This is a genomic window from Oscillibacter sp. (assembly GCF_028693505.1).
In the GTDB taxonomy this organism is placed as follows: domain Bacteria; phylum Bacillota; class Clostridia; order Oscillospirales; family Oscillospiraceae; genus Oscillibacter.
Map to the genome: position 1 here is coordinate 75,160 of NZ_JAQUVF010000003.1, position 18,283 is coordinate 93,442.

The 18,283-nt window shown below is 60.6% G+C and carries 19 protein-coding genes; 4 read left to right on the plus strand and 15 right to left on the minus strand.

Annotated features, from left to right (window positions below):
* Positions 1 to 56 precede the first annotated feature (56 nt).
* On the plus strand, positions 57 to 470 hold the full coding sequence (locus tag PHI30_RS01805; RefSeq protein ID WP_300023093.1) for a hypothetical protein: 414 nt from the start codon (positions 57 to 59) through the stop codon (positions 468 to 470).
* A gap of 96 nt (positions 471 to 566) precedes the next feature.
* Here PHI30_RS01805 and PHI30_RS01810 read toward each other — a convergent pair whose 3' ends face one another.
* From PHI30_RS01810 to PHI30_RS01835, 6 genes are all read right to left on the minus strand, one after another.
* On the minus strand, positions 567 to 1,643 hold the full coding sequence (locus PHI30_RS01810) for a branched-chain amino acid aminotransferase (RefSeq protein ID WP_300023096.1): 1,077 nt from the start codon (positions 1,641 to 1,643) through the stop codon (positions 567 to 569).
* Between the two features lie 455 nt (positions 1,644 to 2,098).
* On the minus strand, positions 2,099 to 2,635 hold the full coding sequence (locus PHI30_RS01815; RefSeq protein ID WP_300023099.1) for a 2-oxoacid:acceptor oxidoreductase family protein: 537 nt from the start codon (positions 2,633 to 2,635) through the stop codon (positions 2,099 to 2,101).
* 1 nt (position 2,636) lies between these two features.
* Positions 2,637 to 3,386, minus strand: coding sequence for a thiamine pyrophosphate-dependent enzyme (locus tag PHI30_RS01820; protein WP_300023102.1), 750 nt, complete (start codon positions 3,384 to 3,386; stop codon positions 2,637 to 2,639).
* A gap of 1 nt (position 3,387) precedes the next feature.
* Positions 3,388 to 4,458: a 3-methyl-2-oxobutanoate dehydrogenase subunit VorB gene (locus tag PHI30_RS01825; protein WP_300023105.1), complete on the minus strand. Its 1,071-nt coding sequence runs from the start codon at positions 4,456 to 4,458 to the stop codon at positions 3,388 to 3,390.
* Positions 4,459 to 4,477: 19 nt separating this feature from the next.
* Positions 4,478 to 4,690, minus strand: coding sequence for a ferredoxin family protein (locus PHI30_RS01830; RefSeq protein WP_300023108.1), 213 nt, complete (start codon positions 4,688 to 4,690; stop codon positions 4,478 to 4,480).
* A 32-nt stretch (positions 4,691 to 4,722) separates the two neighbouring features.
* Positions 4,723 to 5,403 (minus strand): hypothetical protein, encoded by a 681-nt coding sequence (locus tag PHI30_RS01835; RefSeq protein WP_300023110.1) that lies wholly within the window; start codon positions 5,401 to 5,403, stop codon positions 4,723 to 4,725.
* Positions 5,404 to 5,587: 184 nt separating this feature from the next.
* Between PHI30_RS01835 and PHI30_RS01840 the strand changes: the two genes are divergently transcribed.
* From PHI30_RS01840 to PHI30_RS01850, 3 genes are all read left to right on the plus strand, one after another.
* On the plus strand, positions 5,588 to 6,271 hold the full coding sequence (locus tag PHI30_RS01840) for a FadR/GntR family transcriptional regulator (protein WP_300023112.1): 684 nt from the start codon (positions 5,588 to 5,590) through the stop codon (positions 6,269 to 6,271).
* A gap of 321 nt (positions 6,272 to 6,592) precedes the next feature.
* Positions 6,593 to 7,111: a hypothetical protein gene (locus PHI30_RS01845; protein ID WP_300023114.1), complete on the plus strand. Its 519-nt coding sequence runs from the start codon at positions 6,593 to 6,595 to the stop codon at positions 7,109 to 7,111.
* A 16-nt stretch (positions 7,112 to 7,127) separates the two neighbouring features.
* On the plus strand, positions 7,128 to 8,816 hold the full coding sequence (locus PHI30_RS01850; RefSeq protein WP_300023115.1) for a carbon starvation protein A: 1,689 nt from the start codon (positions 7,128 to 7,130) through the stop codon (positions 8,814 to 8,816).
* A gap of 196 nt (positions 8,817 to 9,012) precedes the next feature.
* On the opposite strand, the gene PHI30_RS01855 is transcribed toward PHI30_RS01850, so the two are convergent.
* The 9 genes from PHI30_RS01855 to PHI30_RS01895 all read right to left on the minus strand — a co-directional run bounded on the left by PHI30_RS01855 (position 9,013) and on the right by PHI30_RS01895 (position 17,975).
* Positions 9,013 to 9,411 carry a type II 3-dehydroquinate dehydratase gene (locus PHI30_RS01855; RefSeq protein WP_367186317.1) on the minus strand — a complete coding sequence of 133 codons (399 nt, stop codon included), beginning with the start codon at positions 9,409 to 9,411 and terminating at the stop codon, positions 9,013 to 9,015.
* 10 nt (positions 9,412 to 9,421) lie between these two features.
* Positions 9,422 to 10,666 carry a shikimate kinase gene (locus tag PHI30_RS01860; protein ID WP_300023119.1) on the minus strand — a complete coding sequence of 415 codons (1,245 nt, stop codon included), beginning with the start codon at positions 10,664 to 10,666 and terminating at the stop codon, positions 9,422 to 9,424.
* A gap of 3 nt (positions 10,667 to 10,669) precedes the next feature.
* Positions 10,670 to 11,806: a bifunctional chorismate mutase/prephenate dehydratase gene (locus tag PHI30_RS01865; RefSeq protein ID WP_300023121.1), complete on the minus strand. Its 1,137-nt coding sequence runs from the start codon at positions 11,804 to 11,806 to the stop codon at positions 10,670 to 10,672.
* On the minus strand, positions 11,793 to 12,884 hold the full coding sequence (aroC, locus tag PHI30_RS01870) for a chorismate synthase (RefSeq protein WP_300023123.1): 1,092 nt from the start codon (positions 12,882 to 12,884) through the stop codon (positions 11,793 to 11,795). Before aroC ends, PHI30_RS01865 begins: the two co-directional genes overlap by 14 nt.
* Positions 12,874 to 14,100, minus strand: coding sequence for a 3-phosphoshikimate 1-carboxyvinyltransferase (locus PHI30_RS01875; protein WP_300023126.1), 1,227 nt, complete (start codon positions 14,098 to 14,100; stop codon positions 12,874 to 12,876). Before PHI30_RS01875 ends, aroC begins: the two co-directional genes overlap by 11 nt.
* The gene (aroB, locus tag PHI30_RS01880; protein ID WP_300023129.1) at positions 14,101 to 15,165 is read right to left on the minus strand and encodes a 3-dehydroquinate synthase; all 1,065 of its coding nucleotides are present in this window, start codon (positions 15,163 to 15,165) and stop codon (positions 14,101 to 14,103) included.
* Between the two features lie 87 nt (positions 15,166 to 15,252).
* Positions 15,253 to 16,089: a prephenate dehydrogenase gene (locus PHI30_RS01885; RefSeq protein ID WP_300023131.1), complete on the minus strand. Its 837-nt coding sequence runs from the start codon at positions 16,087 to 16,089 to the stop codon at positions 15,253 to 15,255.
* Positions 16,090 to 16,093: 4 nt separating this feature from the next.
* Complete coding sequence (aroF, locus tag PHI30_RS01890; protein ID WP_300023134.1) at positions 16,094 to 17,107, minus strand: 3-deoxy-7-phosphoheptulonate synthase; 1,014 nt, start codon at positions 17,105 to 17,107, stop codon at positions 16,094 to 16,096.
* Positions 17,108 to 17,426: 319 nt separating this feature from the next.
* Positions 17,427 to 17,975: a zinc dependent phospholipase C family protein gene (locus PHI30_RS01895; RefSeq protein WP_300023137.1), complete on the minus strand. Its 549-nt coding sequence runs from the start codon at positions 17,973 to 17,975 to the stop codon at positions 17,427 to 17,429.
* Positions 17,976 to 18,283 lie beyond the last annotated feature (308 nt).

Genomic DNA, 18,283 nt, shown 5'->3' on the forward strand with positions numbered 1-18,283 from the left:
ATCAGGGGATGTTCCCTTGAGCAAAGGAGTTTTTGCGCATGGGCGTTTTCCAGAGAATGAAAAATGGGCTGATTCGATTCATGTACGGACGCAACGGCACGGACCAGCTGAATATGGCGCTGCTGTGGGGCTATCTGGGCCTTTGCATCGGACGGACGGTTTTTGCGCTGCTGCGCATGAAGGCCCCCGTGACCGTGGTGGACGCGCTGCTTCCAGTCGTGGCGGTCATCCTGCTGTTTCGCATGTTCTCCAAGAACCTTTATAAGCGGCGAGAGGAAAACCAAAAGTTCGTGAACTGGCAGTGGCGTGTCAAAAACCGCAGCGCCGGCGCGAAGGAGCGCCACGCGGACAAAAGCCACAAGTATTTCACCTGCAAAAGCTGCAAGACCATCTGCCGGGTCCCGGTGGGCAAGGGGAAAATCGAGATCACCTGCCCCAAATGCGGAACCAAGATACAGGGAAAAACGTAAACGATTGGGCCGCGAGAGCGGCGTCAAAAGAGGAGGGAGGAGCCGCGCGGCTCCTCCCTCCGTTTCCGTTTCTCCGGAAAACCTGTCAAAAGCCGCTCAGCCCTTGCACACGGGCACGATCCAGCCCTTGGTGTCAGGGAGCTTGCCCCACTGCACGCCGGTCATGGTATCATAGAGCTTCTGCGTCACGGGGCCGATCTTGCCCCCGCCGATAAAGACCTTGTCGCCCTTCCAGTCCAGCTCCTTGACGGGGGAGACCACGGCGGCGGTGCCGGTGCCAAACACCTCTTCCAGCGTGCCGTCATGACCGGCCTTCATCACGTCGGTGATGGCCAGTCTGTCCTCCACCACCTCGTAGCCCCAGTCCTTCAGCAGTTCGATGCAGCTGCGCCGGGTGACGCCGGGCAGCACGGTGCCGGTGCAGGGAGCGGTGTAGATCTTGCCGGCGATCTTGAACATGATGTTCATGCTGCCGACTTCCTCAACGTATTTCTTCTCTACGCCGTCCAGCCACAAAACCTGGGCGAAGCCCTGCTCCGCGGCCAGCTCACCGGCCTTGATGGACGCGGCGTAGTTGCCGCCGCACTTGGTGAAGCCCGTGAGGCCCGGCGCGGCGCGGATATAGTCATCCTCCACGTAGATGTTCACGGGATTGATGCCCTCGGCGTAGTAAGCGCCGGAGGGAGAGCAGATGATGCAAAACACATACTCGCGGCTGGCGTGGACGCCCAGCCCCACGTCGGAGGCAAAGACGAAGGGACGAATGTACAGGGAGGAACCGTCGTTGTGGGGGACCCAGTCCTTCTCCACCTCCACCAGCGCCTTGACGGCCTGCACATAGTCCTCCACGGGAATGGCGGGGACGCACAGGCGGTCCGCGGAATCCTGCATCCGCAGGGCGTTGCACTCGGGACGGAAGAGCTGAATGCCGCCCTGCGCCGTGCGGTAAGCCTTCATGCCCTCAAAAATCTCCTGCGCATAGTGCAGCACCACGCAGGCGGGGTCCATCTGGAAGGGCTGATAAGGAACGATGCGGGCTGAATGCCAGCCCTGCCCATCCGTGTAGTCCATGAGAAACATGTGGTCCGTAAAAATTTTGCCGAAGCCCAGCTGACTCTCGTCGGCGGGCTTTGCCTTCGGGGCAGTGGTTTTGGTGATTTTGATATCCAGCATTTCAATACGCTCCCTTATTCCTTTGAATTGAAGTTTCTAAAAGCCGTATAAAAAAGACTCTCACCGCACCTGCGCTTTGCAGGAGAGGCGAAAGTCAAACTTCCGTGGTACCACTCTCGTTGCCGCCTGAGGGCGGCCGCTTATTGACCCCGATATCGGTGGGTGGCCGGTGAAACGTACTGCGGGAAGCACTCCCGTTTCCGCCCACTGCTCCCGGGTGACGCCGCCGAAAGCGTTCCCACTGCCTCGCACCGGTGCGGCAGCTCTCTGAAGGGCCGTTTTTTCGTGACCTGTCCCGTTCATCACGTTGGAATGATGAGAATTTATTACCTTTATACGCTGATTATGCGGCAAAGTCAATTGTGAAAATGCACAGAATGGATAAAAAATGGAAAAGAGACGGCGGACCGGGGGAGAGATTCCGGTCCGCCGTGCAGGTTGGTAAGAGAAAAGGTTTACTCGACGCAGGCCATGCCCCGCCGGAACGCTTCGATATTCAGGGGGACCAGCTTGGCCTTGGCGCCGGTGAACATCTCGCGGATCATGACCTCAATGGTCTCCGGCTTCAAAATCTCGGTGGCCGCCACGTAAGCGCCCAGCATCACCATGTTGCCCACCTTGGGGTTGCCCACCTCCTCGGCAATTTTGCTGCAGGGGATGTAGTAGGCAGTGAGGTCCGGGCGGGAGACCCGGTCCGTGACCACGTCGCTGTTGACGAACACGATGCCGCCGGACTGCACGCCCGCCTCGAATTTTTCAAGAGACGGGGCGTTCATGGCGATGAGCTCGGTGGGGTGGGCGAACACGGGGGAGCCCACCGGCTTGTCGGAGAGCACCACGGAGCAGTTGGCGGTGCCGCCCCGCATTTCGGGGCCGTAGGAGGGCGCCCAGGTGACATTCAGCCCCTCGGCCATGCCGGCCTCCGCCAGATTTTTGCCGATGGCCAGACCGCCTTGTCCGCCGAAACCGGAAATGATGATTTCTTTCTTCATCTTATTTCACCTCCGCGCCGGTATCCTTGATGACGCCCAAGGGATAGTAAGGGATCATATTCTCCTTCAGCCAGTCAACGGCCTTGAGCGGCGTCATGCCCCAGTTGGTGGGGCAGGTGGACAGGATCTCCACAAAGGTGAAGCCCTCCCGGTTCATCTGCTTTTCAAAGGCCTTTTTGATGGCGCGCTTGGCCTTATTGATGTTGGCAATGTCGGTGACGCACACCCGCTCGGCGTAGACGCAACCGTCCAGCGTGGAGAGCATCTCCGCCACCCGGATGGGCATACCGGCCTGCTCCACGGTGCGGCCGCTCTGGCAGGTGGTGGCCCGTTGCCCGATGAGGGTGGTGGGGGCCATCTGGCCGCCGGTCATACCGTAAATCGCGTTGTTGATAAAAATGGTGGTGAATTTCTCGCCCCGCATGGCGGCGTGGACGATCTCCGCCGCGCCGATGGAGGCAAGGTCTCCGTCGCCCTGATAGGTGAACACGGCCTGGGTGGGATGGGTGCGCTTGATGCCGGTGGCGACGGCGGGGGCCCGGCCGTGGGCGGCCTCCTGCATATCGCAGTTAAAATAGTTGTACGCAAAGACGGAGCAGCCCACGGGGCACACGCCGATGGCGCCGTCCAAAAGACCCAGCTCCACCAGAGACTCCGCTACCAGCTTGTGGATGATGCCGTGGTTGCAGCCGGGGCAGTAATGCATCTCCTTGTCGGTTAGCCCCGCGGACTTTTGATAGACGATCGCCATATCACTTGACCTCCTTCAGGGCCTTCTTGGCCGATTGGACCATCTCTTCCACCGTGGGCATCACGCCGCCGGCGTGACCCAGATAGGAGATGGGCTTTTGCCCCTCCACAGAAAGGCGCACATCGTCCAGCATCTGACCGGAGGAGCTCATTTCCACGTCCAAAAACGCCTTCACGTGGGGATTGCCCGCCAAGTCGTGCAGCGCTTTTTCGGGGAAGGGCCACAGGGTGATGGGGCGGAACAGGCCAACCTTCAGCCCGGCGGACCGAAGCGTTTCCAAGGCAGTGAGCGCAATGCGGGCGGGGGTGCCGTAAGCGGTGATGATGATCTCGGCCCCGTCGCAGTCCACTTCTTCCCAGCGGGTCTCGTTTTTGGCGATCTCCGCGTACTTTTCATCCAAATGGACGTTATGTTGGTCGCAGTCCTCGGGCGCCATGTAAAGGGAGTTGATGACGTTGGTGTGGTCGCGGCCGTATTTGCCGGAGGTGGCCCAGTCCTTGGGCGGCAGCTTCCGCTTGGGGACGGGATGCCACTCGATGGGTTCCATCATCTGGCCGATCAGTCCGTCGCACACCACCATGACGGGGTTGCGGTACTGGTCGGCAATGTCGAAGGCCTCCTGCACGAAGTCCACAGTCTCCTGCACGTTGGAGGGCGCCAGCACCAGCGTCCGGTAATCGCCGTTGCCGCCGCCGCGGGTGGCCTGAAAGTAATCGCCCTGACTTGGCTGGATGGTGCCAAGGCCCGGGCCGCCGCGCATACAGTTGATGATGACGGCGGGAACCTCCGCGCCGGCAAGATATGTAATGCCCTCCTGCTTGAGACTGACGCCGGGAGAGGAGGAGGAGGTCATGGCCCGCTTGCCGGAGCCTGCCGCGCCGTATACCATGTTGATGGCGGCCACCTCGGACTCGGACTGGACGAACACGCCCCCGGCCTTGGGCAGGTGGGCGGACATATACTCGGGGACCTCGCTTTGCGGGGTGATGGGATAACCGAAGAAACAATCGCAGCCGGCCCGAATGGCGGCCTCGGCAATGGCTTCATTGCCCTTCCAAAGTTCCTTTTCCACGAATGACGACCTCCTTTTTCTAAAATTTCTCCACTGTGATGATGGAGTCGGGGCAGATTTTCGCGCAGCTGGCGCAGGCGATGCACTGACTGATGTCGGTCACCGCGGCGGGATGATAGCCCTTGCGGTTGATGACGGACTTGTCGATTGCGAGGATGTGCTTGGGACACACGGTGGTGCACAGCTCACAGCCTTTGCAGCGGTCAGAATCAAACGTTACTTTTGCACTCATGTTGAGATGGTCCTCCTTCCCCTTCTTCGTGGTCATTCCCACGGCTTCTTCATGCGGATGGTGATTGGAAATACCGTTTCCGGCAGATCGGACAAACAAGGGACAAACCGCTCCTGCGCCACATGGCAGAGAATCGGAATGCCGGTTTCCTGAGAGACCGCGCTGGAAAGCGCGGCGCCCTTGCGAATCTCGGCTTCGGTGGTCTCCTGACAAAGGTGGGTGTTGTTGACAAGCCCGGAGCAGGTGAGACCGGTGATGGTCTCAATGTCCCGGAGATAACGGACGGCGTCGTCCACAGTGCGGACCTCCGGCCGATTGGCGTTGAGCACGTAGATGAGCTGATAGTCCTCCGCCTGGATCTTGGGCTGGAACCGGGCCAGCACTCTCGCGCCCACCGGGTCTCCGCCGATATCCAAAACGCCCTTGATTTCCCGATTTTCAAAAATGGTGAAAAGCTCCGCCGGCAGGGACGGCACATCCGCGTCGGTGCAGGCCTGAGAGGAGGAGATCAGATGGACGCCGGCGTCCTCCAAAAGCGTTTTCCGCTCCCGGGAGCGGAAGTAGGGATTCACAATGTCCAGGTCTGCCAGCATGACGTGATCGCATTCCCGTGCCAAGGCCAGCGCCAGGTTGACGGCAAATTCCGTTTTTCCGGTACCGTAGTGCCCCGTGATAATGGAGATGCGGTGGGAACAGATGCTTGCGGCGTTCAAGGGCGACCCTCCTCATCAAACTATTTTTGAATTTATGTTGTATTATTTTGCGATAAGTTGTATGATGTCATTGTACATCCGGAGAAATACGATGTCAATAGCCCGCTTGTGTTTTTTGGTAAAAGCATTTATGATAAATAAACCGCTCTGCGGCAAGCAGAGAAAATCGTGTGGAGGGGTGAATATGGCGGAGATCAAGAAGGTAAAGCTGTCGGAGCAGACGGCGGATCGCCTGTATGAGATGATCGTGGAGGAGCGGTGCTATGCGCCGGGCAGCAAGCTGCCAAACGAAAACGAGCTGAGCGCGGCGCTGCGGGTCAGCCGCACCACGCTGCGGGAGGCAATTTCCTTTCTCGTGGCGCAGGAGGTTTTGGAGATCCGCCGGGGCAAGGGGACCTTTGTGGCGGAGCGATTGCCGGCGGCGGGGCTGGATCTCACGGGCCTTGCCGGGATGCGCTCCAGAGTGCGGGCCAAGGACCTTTTTGAGATGCGGCTCATCTTTGAACCGGCCACGGTGGCACTGGCCTGCATCCGGGCCAGCGACGAAGAATTGCAGCAAATCCGGAAAAAGGCCGAGCGGATGGAGCGTATTTCCGCAGAGGGCGGGGACTGGCCGCTGGCGGATCAGGAGTTTCACTGGGCCATCATCAAGGCGTCCCACAATGAGTATATGCGCCGCCTGTATCCCCTCATCAACAGCGCCGTCAATGAGATTTTAAAGATTTCTCAGAATCGACAGCAGATGCAGGATATTGCCGTGGCGGACAACCGGATGATCCTGGACTTTCTGCTCCAGCGGGACGAGGCCGGCGCCCGTCACGCCATGAGCATCCATATGAAGCATCTCATCAATACCCTTTACCCCTGAATAAAAAGCTGTTAAGAACGGTCCGGAGCCAAAAGCCCCGGACCGTTCTTTATGCAAAGGAAAAAGAAAATTGGGTGGAATATACAAAAGTAAAACGATTAAATTGTAAAATATTCATAAAAGAAAGAAAAACGGTGAAAGAATATTTCGCAAAGTTCACAATTTTTTCCATCTTATTCACAAAATGTACACAAATTTAACGTACCCCCCTTAACAAATTCAAAACGGAAGTGTATAATAGCAACCATAAAAACCGCTTTTCTTAACGGAACATTGGCACGAAGCGAAAATCCCTTAACAAAAGAGAACAGGAACAACGATATGGACATGACGCTGCAGGAGCGATTGGAAAAACTGCTGGAAGCATATACGCGCCATTTCGACATTGAACGGGATGTGTCCATGCAGGGCGGTGGGTTTCCCGCCACAGCGGTTTACCACCTTCGCGAGGAAAATTATGTGGCCACCAAGGCCCATGTGATCTACGCCACGGAACAGCATGAATATGTCTATTTTTACGTGGCGGAGCACTTGGACGAGGAAACGCTGCGCCGGCAGATCGCGCTTTCCCGCGAGGCGGGGCTGGCGGCCATTCGGCCCAGCGGCGAGCACATGTTTTCGTTTGTCACGCTGGTGATTCTGGCGGACACCATTGATCCGGAGGCGACGCGGCTTTTAAAAAAGACCCGCTACCGGAAAAACTTTCGGCTGGCACTCCACGGCTGGATGGAGTATCACATAGCAGCAATGGAATGTTCCACGCAAAGCTTCTTTTCCAATCCAGCCGGGAAAGAAGTACGTAAGACCTTGGAACGCAATTTTGCGCCCAAGGCAAAATAAGAAGGGAGAGTATACTATGAACTCGCTCGTAATTTTAGTGGTCAGTCTTGTCGTACTGGTTTGCGGTTATCTGTTCTATGGCAGATGGCTGGCAAAGCAGTGGGGGGTCGATCCCTCCAAGGAGACTCCCGCACACACCATGGCCGACGGCAACGACTACTGCGCTGCCAAGGCTCCCGTCCTGCTGGGACATCACTTCGCCTCCATCGCAGGCGCCGGCCCCATCAACGGCCCCATTCAGGCCGCCATTTTCGGCTGGATGCCGGTACTGCTGTGGGTTTTGATCGGCGGTGTGTTCTTTGGCGCCACCCATGACTTCGCAGCCCTGTTTGCCTCCATCCGTCATGAGGGCAAATCCATCGGCCACGTCATCGAAATCAACATCGGCCGCAGAGGCAAGAAGCTGTTTTTGGTGTTCGCGTATCTGACGCTGCTGCTGGTGGTCGCCGCCTTCGGCTCCATCGTGGTGGGCACCTTCGCCTCCGGCGCGGAGGGGACCGACGCCTACAATCTGGCCAATGGCCGGACGGCGATGATCTCCATCCTGTTCATCGCCCTGGCCATCGTGTTCGGCTTCCTGGTGTATCGCCGCAACGCGCCGCTGGGCATCTCCACCGTCATCGGTGTTGCCGCTCTGGTGGCCTGCATTGCCATCGGCTACAATGTGCCTGTGCACATGAGCGCCGGGTTCTGGACGATCTTTGTCATGGTTTACATCCTGATCGCCTCCGTCACCCCCGTGTGGATTCTGCTGCAGCCCCGTGACTACCTCAACAGCTTCCTGCTGTACGGCATGATTATTCTGGCAGTCCTGGGCATCGTGGTGGCGCATCCCACCATGAACCTGCCCGCCTTCACCGGCTTTGGCGGTATAGGCGGCAAGAGCCAGCTCTTCCCCGTGCTGTTCATCACCGTGGCCTGCGGCGCCATTTCCGGCTTCCATTCTCTGGTCGGCTCCGGCACCACTGCCAAGCAGCTGGATAACGAGAAGGACGCCATGGCCATCGGTTACGGCGGCATGCTCATCGAGTGCGCGCTGGCTGTCATTTCCCTGATTTGCGTCAGCTTCCTGTTTGCGGACGGGGCCATGCCCGCCGGCACCCCCACCGTGGTGTTTGCCACCGGCGTCGCCACCATGCTCAACGCCGTGGGACTGCCCTATGACGTGATGTATTCCGTGCTGATTCTGGCAGTCTCCGCCTTCTGCCTGACCTCTCTGGATACCGCCACCCGTCTGGCCCGCTATATGCTCCAGGAGTTCTTTGTGGACGAGGGCGAGAGTGCCGAAAACCTGACCGGCTTTAAGAAGCTCATTGCCAATCCCTTTGTTGCCACGCTCATCACCGTCATTCTGGGCGGCATCCTGATGACCGGCGGTTACAGCCTGATCTGGCCGCTCTTCGGCGCTGCCAACCAGCTGCTGGCCGCTCTGGCCCTGCTGGCCTGCGCCGCCTGGCTGGGCAACATCGGCAAGAACAACAAGATGTTCTTCATCCCCATGGTGTTCATGCTGCTGGCCACCCTGACCTCTTTGGCCATCACCTTCAAGACCAAGGTTGGCCGTCTCATCACGCCTCCCGAGACGCCCTCTGTTCTGGCTGACGTGCTGCAGGCCGGCTTCTCCGTCGTCCTGTTCGTTCTGGCCATCGTGTTGGTTGTGGAAGGCTGGAAGGCCCTCACCAATAAAAAGACCGCTGCGAAGTAAGCAGCAAAACTTCAACAACGGAGTTTTGCCAGTCTCCGCTGCTCAAAAAGGACTGCCGCAGCTGCGGCAGTCTTTTTTTGCGGAAAGGCTTGAAAAAGTGCCGCTGTGCGGGAAGTTTCTTTCCCACACAGCGGTACTTTTTATTGGAATGCGCAGGATAAAATGCGCCCTGAGACTCACATGGGTTCGGCGGATCTTATTTTCCGCACAGGAAGTGCAGCGCCTCCAGATAGCCCGGCAGGCCGTGGCCCCGAATGGTCGCGGCGCAGGCGGCGCGGATGTAGGACGTGTGCCGGAAGTCGTCCCGACTGTCCGGATCGGAGATGTGCACCTCCACCGTGGGGATGCCCACGGCCTTTACCGCGTCCAAAATCGCAATGCTGGTGTGGGTGTAGGCGCCGGGATTGATGATGATGCCGTCCGCCTTGTTAAAATAACACTGCTGAATGTCGTCTACCAAGGCGCCCTCGTGGTTGGATTGCGCAAAGGAGACCCGAACGCCCAGACTGTCCGCCTCCTTTTGAATCATGGCCTTGAGGTCCTCGTAGGAGGTGTGCCCGTAAATTTCGGGCTGGCGAATCCCAAGCATATTCATATTGGGTCCGTTAATCACCGCAATGTACAACAAAATCCCTCCAAATCGCGGCGGCGGCTTGCTCCACCGTGCCGCTGTTGTTGATGGCTGCATCCCGGAACCGGGCATAGAGCGGTGCGCGCTGTTCCCACATGGCGGAAAGGTCCGCCCCCTGCGAGAGGGGTCGCCCGTCTGTGGACAGGGCCGAGAGGTTCCGGACCAGCTGATAGATGCGCCCGTTTTGACGCAGCGCGCCGTAGTTTTGCGGGTCCTTCACCACGCCGCCGCCGGTGAGCAAAATTTTGCCGGAGAGCTTGCCAGCCTCCGCCGTTTCCTCCCGCTCCAGCGCCCGGAAGGCGCGCTCGCCCCCTTGGGCAAAGAGTTCCGGAATGGAGCAGCCCGCCCGCTGCGCAATGCGCGCGTCGATGTCCACGGCCTCCCGGCCCGTCAGCGCGGAGAGCGCCGCGCCCACCGTGGATTTGCCGCAGCCGGGCATGCCGATGAGAACGATGTTGGCAGTGTCCCGGCGCAGCAGGGAGAGAATGCGCTCGGTCTCACTTTCCGGAATGGCCTTTTCAAAAAAGTGCTCCTCCGCCGCCTTTGCCTGAGATACCAGCATGGGAAGCCCGTCGGAGCAGGGGATGCCAAGGGATTCCGCCTGCAAGAGAAGCGCCGTGCGCCGTGGGTTGTATACCACGTCCAGAACGCCCCGGCAGCGGGGGAAGGCGGTAAGGTCCACCGCCGACGCGCCGTTGCCGGGATAGGTCCCTACCGGGGTGGTGTTCACCACGATTTCGGCGTCGGCGTGGCGGCTTAAGTTTTCGTAGTTGTCAGGTCCCGTGCGGGAAATGACCGCGACGGCGCGGGCGCCCAGCGCCCGCGCCATGGCCTGCGCGGTGAGGGAGGCCCCGCCGCTGCCGAGGATCGCGACCTTGCGCCCCGCAAACGAGATGCCGGCCCGCCGGGCCATGGTGCAAAAGCCCACGGCGTCGGTGTTCCAGGCGTAGAGCTTCCCGTCGGCGCGGCGGGAGAGGGTGTTCACGCAGCCGATGGCCCGGGCGGCGTCGTCAATGACGTCGCAATAGGGCATCACTTCCCGTTTGTAGGGGATGGTGACGTTGATCCCGCCCAGATCGCCTTGGCCCAGAAAGGCGGGTACGTCCCCAGGTTCCAGCTGAAAAAGACGGTAATTCTCGCAGCCCAGCGCCGTGTGGATGGGGACGGACCAGCTGTGCCCCAGCTTCCGGCCCAGCAGACCGTAGAGCTTCTCCCCCATGGGTTACACTTCCGCGTAGCTGCCCAGCAGGTTAAACCCGGCGCAGCTGCGCTCCAGCTCCTCCAGCATGGCCAGTACGCTGGCCTCGTGCAGATCGGCCTCCAGCTCCAGAAAGAAGATAAATTCAAAATTCCGGCCGCTGACGGGGCAGGATTCCAGCTTCGTCATGTTGATATCCAGCGCCGCCAGCTTGGAGAGAATCTCGTACAGCGCGCCGGGGCGGTTGTTGCAGGCGAGAATTAAGCTGATGCGGTTGGCGCCTGCGTAGATGACCGGGTCCTTGGAGATGCAGAAAAAGCGAGTGTAGTTGTTGTCGCTATCTTGAATGGCGTCGCTGAGGCAGGTGAGACCGTACAGCTCCGCGCAGGGGTGGGAGGAGATGGCGGCGGCGTGGCGGCTGCCGCTCTCGGAGACCATCTCCGCGGCCATGGCGGTGTTGTCGCAGGGGACGACCCGCACGCCGTTGAGGGCGTTTAAGAATTTGCTGCACTGGCCGATGGCCTGCTGGTGGGAGTAAATCTCCGTGATGTCGGACATCTGCACGCCGGGCAGGGCCAGCAGCTCGTGGCGGATGCAAAGGCGGGTGGAGCGGACGACGGAGAGCCGGTGGTCCTGCAACAGCTCATACACCGCTCTGACCGAGCCGTTGGAGCTGTTTTCAATGGGCAGCATGCCGAATTTGCACAGGCCCGATTCCACGGCGGAGACCACCGCTTCAAAGGTCTTGACATAGACGATGTTGCCCCGGGGCAGCACGCGGTCGCAGGCCACCTGGGAGTTGGCCCCCTCCACGCCCTGACAGGCGATCAGCCCCGTCTGGGGGAAGATGGCGCTGCCAGCCGCCAGAGAGGCCTTCACCTGCGCCGCCACATGGGTGGGGGCGGAGATCAGCTCCGCCTGCCGGGAGCGGGCCAGCTCAAAGAGCGTGGAGAAGAGGTGGTAGGCGTAGCGCTCCCGCTCCCCCGCGTTTTCCGTCACCTTGGCCAGAACGGAGCGTTCCCGCTCCCGATTCAAAATGGGCAGGTGGTGCTCGTTTTTATAAGCGGCAACCTCTTCCGCCAAATCCATGCGCTGGAGAAACAGCGATAAGAGCTGGTCATCTACCTGATCGATTTTCGTGCGAATTTCAGAAAGTTCCATGATTTCCCTCCAACAATAAATCTAAAACCACCGCCGCAGTGACGGCTTCCACCACCGGGACCGCCCGGTGGGCAATGCAGGGGTCGTGCCGACCCTGAACGATCAGCTCCGCCGCGTCTCCCCGGGAGAGGCTGACGGTTGCTTGAGGCCGGGAAATGGATGGGGTGGGCTTCAGGCCCACCCGCACCGTGACGGGCATCCCGGTGGTGATTCCGCCTAAGATGCCGCCACAGCGGTTGCCGGTGGTGACGATTTTCCCGTTTTCCACGGCGAAGGGGTCGTTGTTTTCAGACCCCCGGAGACGGGCGGAGCCAAAGCCCAGCCCGAATTCCACGCCCTTGACAGCGGGAATGCCGAACAGCGCTAGCGCGAGGCGGTTTTCCACGCCCTCGAACATGGGGTCCCCCAGTCCCGCGGGCAGCCCGATGGCGGCGCACTCCACGATGCCGCCCACGGAGTCCCCGTCCTTCCGGGCGGAGAGAATGAGGGATTGCATGCGTTCCCCCGCGCAATCGTCCAGCACGGGAAAGGCTTTGGCGGCAACCGCATCAAAAAGCGCCGGGGTGGGATGCAGGGGGAAGGGGGCGTCCTCCTCCGTGCCCACGGCGTGCAGATGTGCGCCCACGAAAATGCCCCGCCGAGAAAGAATCTGCTTGGCGATGCCGCCGGCGATGCACAAAGGCGCCGTCAGGCGGCCGGAAAAGTGGCCGCCGCCCCGCATATCCGCCATGCCGCCCCATTTAATAAAGGCGGTGTAGTCCGCGTGAGAGGGCCGGGGCTTGTCCGCAAGCTCCCGATAGTCCCCGGAGTGCTGGTCGGCGTTTTCAATCACGGCGCACAAGGGCGCGCCGCAGGTGACGCCGTTTTCAAGACCCGAGAGAAAGACCGGCGCGTCGGCTTCCCGCCGGGAGGTGGAAAGGGGACTGGTGCCGGGCTTGCGCCGGGCGAGAAACGCGTCCAGCGCCGCAAGGTCGATTTTCTCCCCGGCGGGCAGGCCGTCCATGATCACGCCGATGGCCCGCCCGTGGGACTGACCGAACACGGAGATCCGCAGCAGTTTTCCAAACTCAGAGGACATGGATATCACCTCCCAGTTCTTGATAGACCTCCCAGAAGTCGGGATAGGACTTGGCCACCGCCTCCGCGCCTCGGATGGTGACGGGGTCTTGGGCGCGGGTGGCGGCAATGGCCGCCGCCATCACAATGCGGTGGTCGTTGGCGCCGTCCACCGTGCCCCCGCAAAGCGGCTTCCCGCCGCGGACGGTGAGTCCGTCCGCCTGTTCCACGGCGTCGGCGCCCAGCGCCGTGAGCATGGCGGCGGTGGTGGTAAGCCGGTCGCTCTCCTTCAGCCGCAGCCGGGCAGCGCCGGTAAATTGCGTGTCGCCCTTCCGCGCCGCCGCCATCACCGCAAGGGGCGGCAGCAGGTCCGGACAGCCCGAAAGATCGATCTCCAAGTCCGTCCCGGGTCGGGCCAGCTTCCAGTAGAGGTCGCCCACGATGCGGTCGCCCTGCGCGGTGTCGGGATTTAAGCCGCTGCAAACCACGGCGTTGTCCAAAAATGCGGCGGCGTACCAGAAAGCCGCCTGCGACCAGTCCGCCTCCACCGCTGCGTTAAAGGGTGCGTAGGCATGGGGCGAGACGGTAAAGCGCCGCTCCGCCGCCTCCGTCGGGACGCCGGAGAGCTCCATGGCCTGCCGCGTCATGGCGAGATAGTCGGCGGATTCCAGCGCCGTGGTGCTCACCACCGTGGAAGGTCCGTCCAGCAGCGGCAGGGCAAACAGCAGCCCCGAAAAAAACTGGCTGGACACGTTGCCCGGCAGGCGGTATTCCCCCGGCGTCAGGCGGCCCTGCACGGTCAGTGCGCCGCCGTCTAGCCGGTAGGAAATGCCTTTTTCCGCGAAGAGGTCAAAGTAGGGGGTCTGGGGCCGCTCCATCAGCCGTCCCCGCCCGGTAAAAACGCCGCCCCCCGCCACTGCCAGCGCGACGGGAATCAAGAAGCGGAGGGTGGAGCCGGATTCCCCGCAGTCGAACCGGGGCAGCTGCGCGTCCGTTCCGCTGTTTCTCCGGCCCCCGATGCCGGTGATCGACAGGCGGTCTCCCGTCCGTTCCCACCTTGCGCCCAGCGCCGCCATGCAGCGCAGCGTCGCCTCGATGTCTTGGGAGAGGGCCGCGCCGCTGATAGAGGAAACGCCGTCCGCCAGCGCGGTGGCAAGCAGCAGCCGGTGGGCCATGGACTTGCTGGGCGGCGGCGTGACCGTGCCGGAGAGGGGGGAGGGGGTAATTTGAATGTCCATCTACGCCTCCAGTCCCGCTGCGATGATGGCGGGAAGGTCTGTGAGGGGCAGCCGTTTCAGCTCGCACTGGCCGATCCGCCGGGGAATCACCAGCGTGATGTCTCCCCCCGTCCGCTTTTTATCGGCGGCGGCGGCTTCGGACAGGTCTTTTGCGGAAAAGTCCGTCCCGGTGGGGAGACCGTTTTTTGCAAGGCAGGCGGCAATGCGCCCGGCAATGGGTTCCGTGGTCCAGCCCAGTGCCTCGGCGGCCCGGGCGATGATCGCCAGGCCCGCCGCCACGGCGTGCCCGTGGGGAATGGTGTAGCCGCTGCACGTTTCGATGGCGTGGCCCACGGTGTGGCCCAAATTCAAAAGGCGGCGCTCGCCCTGCTCCTTTTCGTCCCGCTCCACCACGCCGGCCTTGTAGGAAACGCACCGGGCGATGACCTTGGCGGCGTCCGCTGCAAGGCAGTCGGTCTCAAAGAGGGAAAACAGCGTTTCGTCGCAGAGCACCCCGGTTTTGATGGCCTCCGCCGCCCCGTCGGCAAAGACGGCGGCGGGCAGGGAGGCAAGGCAGTCCGTGTCGCACAGCACGGCGGCGGGCTGCAAAAAGGCGCCTGCCAGATTCTTTCCGGCGCACAGGTCGATGGCGGTCTTGCCGCCCACGGAGGAATCCACGGCGGAGAGCAGGGTGGTGGGCAGCTGGATGTAGCGAATGCCCCGCAGATACACGGCGGCGGCGAAGCCTGCCATGTCCCCGGTGACGCCGCCGCCCAGCGCTGCCACGCAGTCCGTGCGGGTGAGGTGCTCCCGCGCCAGAAATTCCAGAATCGCGGAGAGCGTCGTGAGATTCTTATGCGCCTCCCCGGCGGGGAACACGTAGGAACAGACGGAGAACCCGGCGCGGCGCAGACTCTCCCCCACCGTCTCCAGATACAATTTTTCCACGGTGGAGTCTGTGACGATGGCCACGCGGCAGGTGGGCATTTTCAAATACTCCCCGCAGCGACACAGCAGCCCGCTGCCGATGGAAACCGTGTAGGGCGGCGCGGTGCGCACCGGGATGGTTTGGATGGAACCGGACATGGGACCACTCCTCTATACAATAAATTGAAAGCTGCCGCCGGTTTTGTCCCCGACTGCGCCGGGGGCGAAGCGGCTGGGGCGGCGACGTCAATTGCCCCCTGCGGTGGCCTTTTTCTCCCGGCCGTCCTTCAAAAGGCCGCGCAGTCTTTGCGCGTCCTTGGCCTTGAGGGCGTCGGCATACTCGCTCAGGTGGGCGATCAGCTCGTCCAGCTCTGCGGTGAGGTAGTCGGCGTCGTCCAAAAACAGCTCCGTCCACATGTCCTCGTCCAGCCGGGCCACCCGGGTCATGTCCTGAAAGCTTCCGGCGGAAAAGCCCCGGCGCTTTTGCGCCTCCGGGGATTTCACGTAGGCGCTGGAGGCGATGTGGGCCAGCTGGGAGGTGAAGGCAATGATGCGGTCGTGCTCCGCGGGATCGGAGAAGGTAAGCCCCGCGAAGCCCAGGTCCAGAAAGAAGGCTTTCAAACGCTCCAGCAGCTGCATGTCCGTCCGCTCATTGGGGGTTAAAATCATGGAGGAGCCGACGTACAGGTCGTCGGCGGCGGAGGTGAAACCGCCCCGCTCCTTACCGGCCATGGGATGGCCGCCGATGTAGGAAAAGCCGTATTGCTCGGCAATGGGGGCGATGCCCGCCACCACCGTTCGCTTCACGCCGCACAGGTCCACCACGATGGCGGAGCGGGAGATGGTGGCGGCGTGGCTGCGGACCCATTCAATGGCCGCCCCGGGACGGACGGCAATCAAAATGAGATCGCACAGCGGCAGAGTCTCCTCCGTCAGGGGGCCGTCGATGGCCCCGCACATGCGGGCCATGGTCATGGTCTCCTTGTCCAGATCAATGCCCCAAACGGTATGGGCCGTGCGGGCCTTGGCGCTTTTTGCCATGGAGCCGCCGATCAGCCCCAAACCGACAATGCCGACATTCATAAAATCACTCCTCCATGGAACGGACGAATTCGTGGAGCTTTAAAAGCTTCCGGGCCAGCGGGTCAAACACCTCCGGCTTCAGGGACTGGGGCCCGTCGCAAAGGGCGTGGGCCGGGTCGTTGTGGACCTCGATTTGTAATCCGTCCGCGCCGGTTGCCACGGCGCCCATGGCCAGAGGCTCCACCAGCCAGCTCTTGCCGGTGGCGTGGCTGGGGTCGATGATGATGGGCAGATGGGTCAGCTTGCGCAAAACCGGGATGGCGGCAAGGTCCAGCGTGTTGCGGGTGTAGCTTTCAAAGGTGCGAATGCCCCGCTCGCAGAGAATGACGTTTTCGTTGCCGCCGGCCATCACGTACTCGGCGCTCATCAGCCACTCTTCGTAGGTGGCGGACATGCCCCGCTTGATCATGATGGGCTTCTCCTGATGGCCGACGGCCTTCAGAAGGTCAAAATTCTGCATGTTCCGGGCACCGATCTGAATGACGTCCACATCCTTGAAAAGGGGCAGCTGGCTCAGGTCCATCAGCTCCGTCACGATGGGAAGGCCGGTTTCCTCCCGGGCTACCTTTAAGTATGCAAGGCCGGTGGCGCCCAGTCCCTGGAAGGCGTAGGGGGAGGTACGGGGCTTGAACGCGCCACCCCGGAGCATGGTGGCGCCGCTTTGCTTCACGGCCCTGGCAATGGAGACCACCTGCTCCTCTGATTCCACGGAGCAGGGGCCTGCCATGATGGTCAGCGTACCGCCGCCGATCTGGGTGTTGCCCACGGTGATCACCGTGTCCTGGGGGTGGAATTTGCGGTTGGCGTTTTTGTAGGGCTCCTGTACCCGTTTCACGTCCTCCACGATGTCCAGCGAGGAGATCAGGTCGATGTCCAGCTGGGAGGTGTCGCCCACCAGACCCAAAATGGTGTTGTCCTGCCCGATGCTGGTGTGGATGATGATGCCCTTTTCCTGCAGCCAGGAGATCAGGCTTTCCAGCTGGTCGCGGTTTGGATCATGTTTCAGAATGACAATCATAAAAATGCCTCCTCAATTGTTGAAAAGATACAAAAAAACCCGCAGCCGGTTCGGCTGCGGGTCGTCATGTACAGACAGTTTTTTTCACAAAACCGGCATTACACGCGCTTGCTTTCAGCCAAACCGAAATAAGCCTTACCATAAAAATAGGTAAAGCTAAAGTAGCGGTATTCAGCTGCACGGGTAAGACTGGTCATGTGTCGGTCCCTCACGGTCTCTTTAGATGTTTAAAGCATAACACTTTTGAAAGAAAATGGAAACTGTAAATTCTTCCAAACAACATGGAAATGTTCTGACAATCCTGTCAAATTCGACGAAATCAGGCAGCGCCGGGGAGACACCCGGCCATGAGAAGCTCGGTGGCCTGCAAAATAAAGCGCACATCCCGCCGCATGTCGGCCACCGTTTCCATATACTGGCGGTGCAGCTCGTCAATGGCGGCGATCAGATCCTGACGGCGCTTGGCCTGGCGCAGCGTGCAGCTTTCCAGATAGCTTGAAAGATACCCGCGCAGATCGTCCTCGTACTGCCGATGGGCGATCAGACTTTCGGAATAGTTTTCGTTGTGCGGATAAGTAAAGGCGTCCGCCAGATAGTGGGTGAGTTTTCCCAGCGTGTAATACTGCCAGACGCTCCACCGGGTGCGCTGCTGCAAATGAGCGATGTGGGCGTTGATGTATCGCTGGGAGTTGGAGAAATTATGCCCCCGGAGCGTACTGGCCCTGCGGGAACCCTTTAAGTAGGTCAGGGGGTTGCAGTCCGGCTGAAAGGAGCCGAACAGAAATGCCAATTCGTAGCGTCTGGCAGAAAATCCGTGCTCGCTTTTGAGCAGCGTGGAAGCCAGTAACTTATGACTGCGTTTTTGCAAAACAACACCTCCGGAAATTTCTTTCGATGAACGGCAACAGTATACCATGATGATGGGGAGTGTGCAAGAGAGATTTTATGAAAAGTGCATGAATTCTGTGGAAAGTGCCCTGTTGCGTCAAGCGGGGAAATACGGTATAATAACGCAAAACGAGAGAGAAGATGCGGGTTCGGATGGCCGACTTTTGCAGCGAGGCCCCGCAATGGAGGGAAACAACGTGGCAGGAGAGATTCCAAGCCGTCAAAGCCGCTGGGCGGACGGCGGCGACTGGCAGGAGCAATATCAAAAGCGGGTCATGACGGCGGATG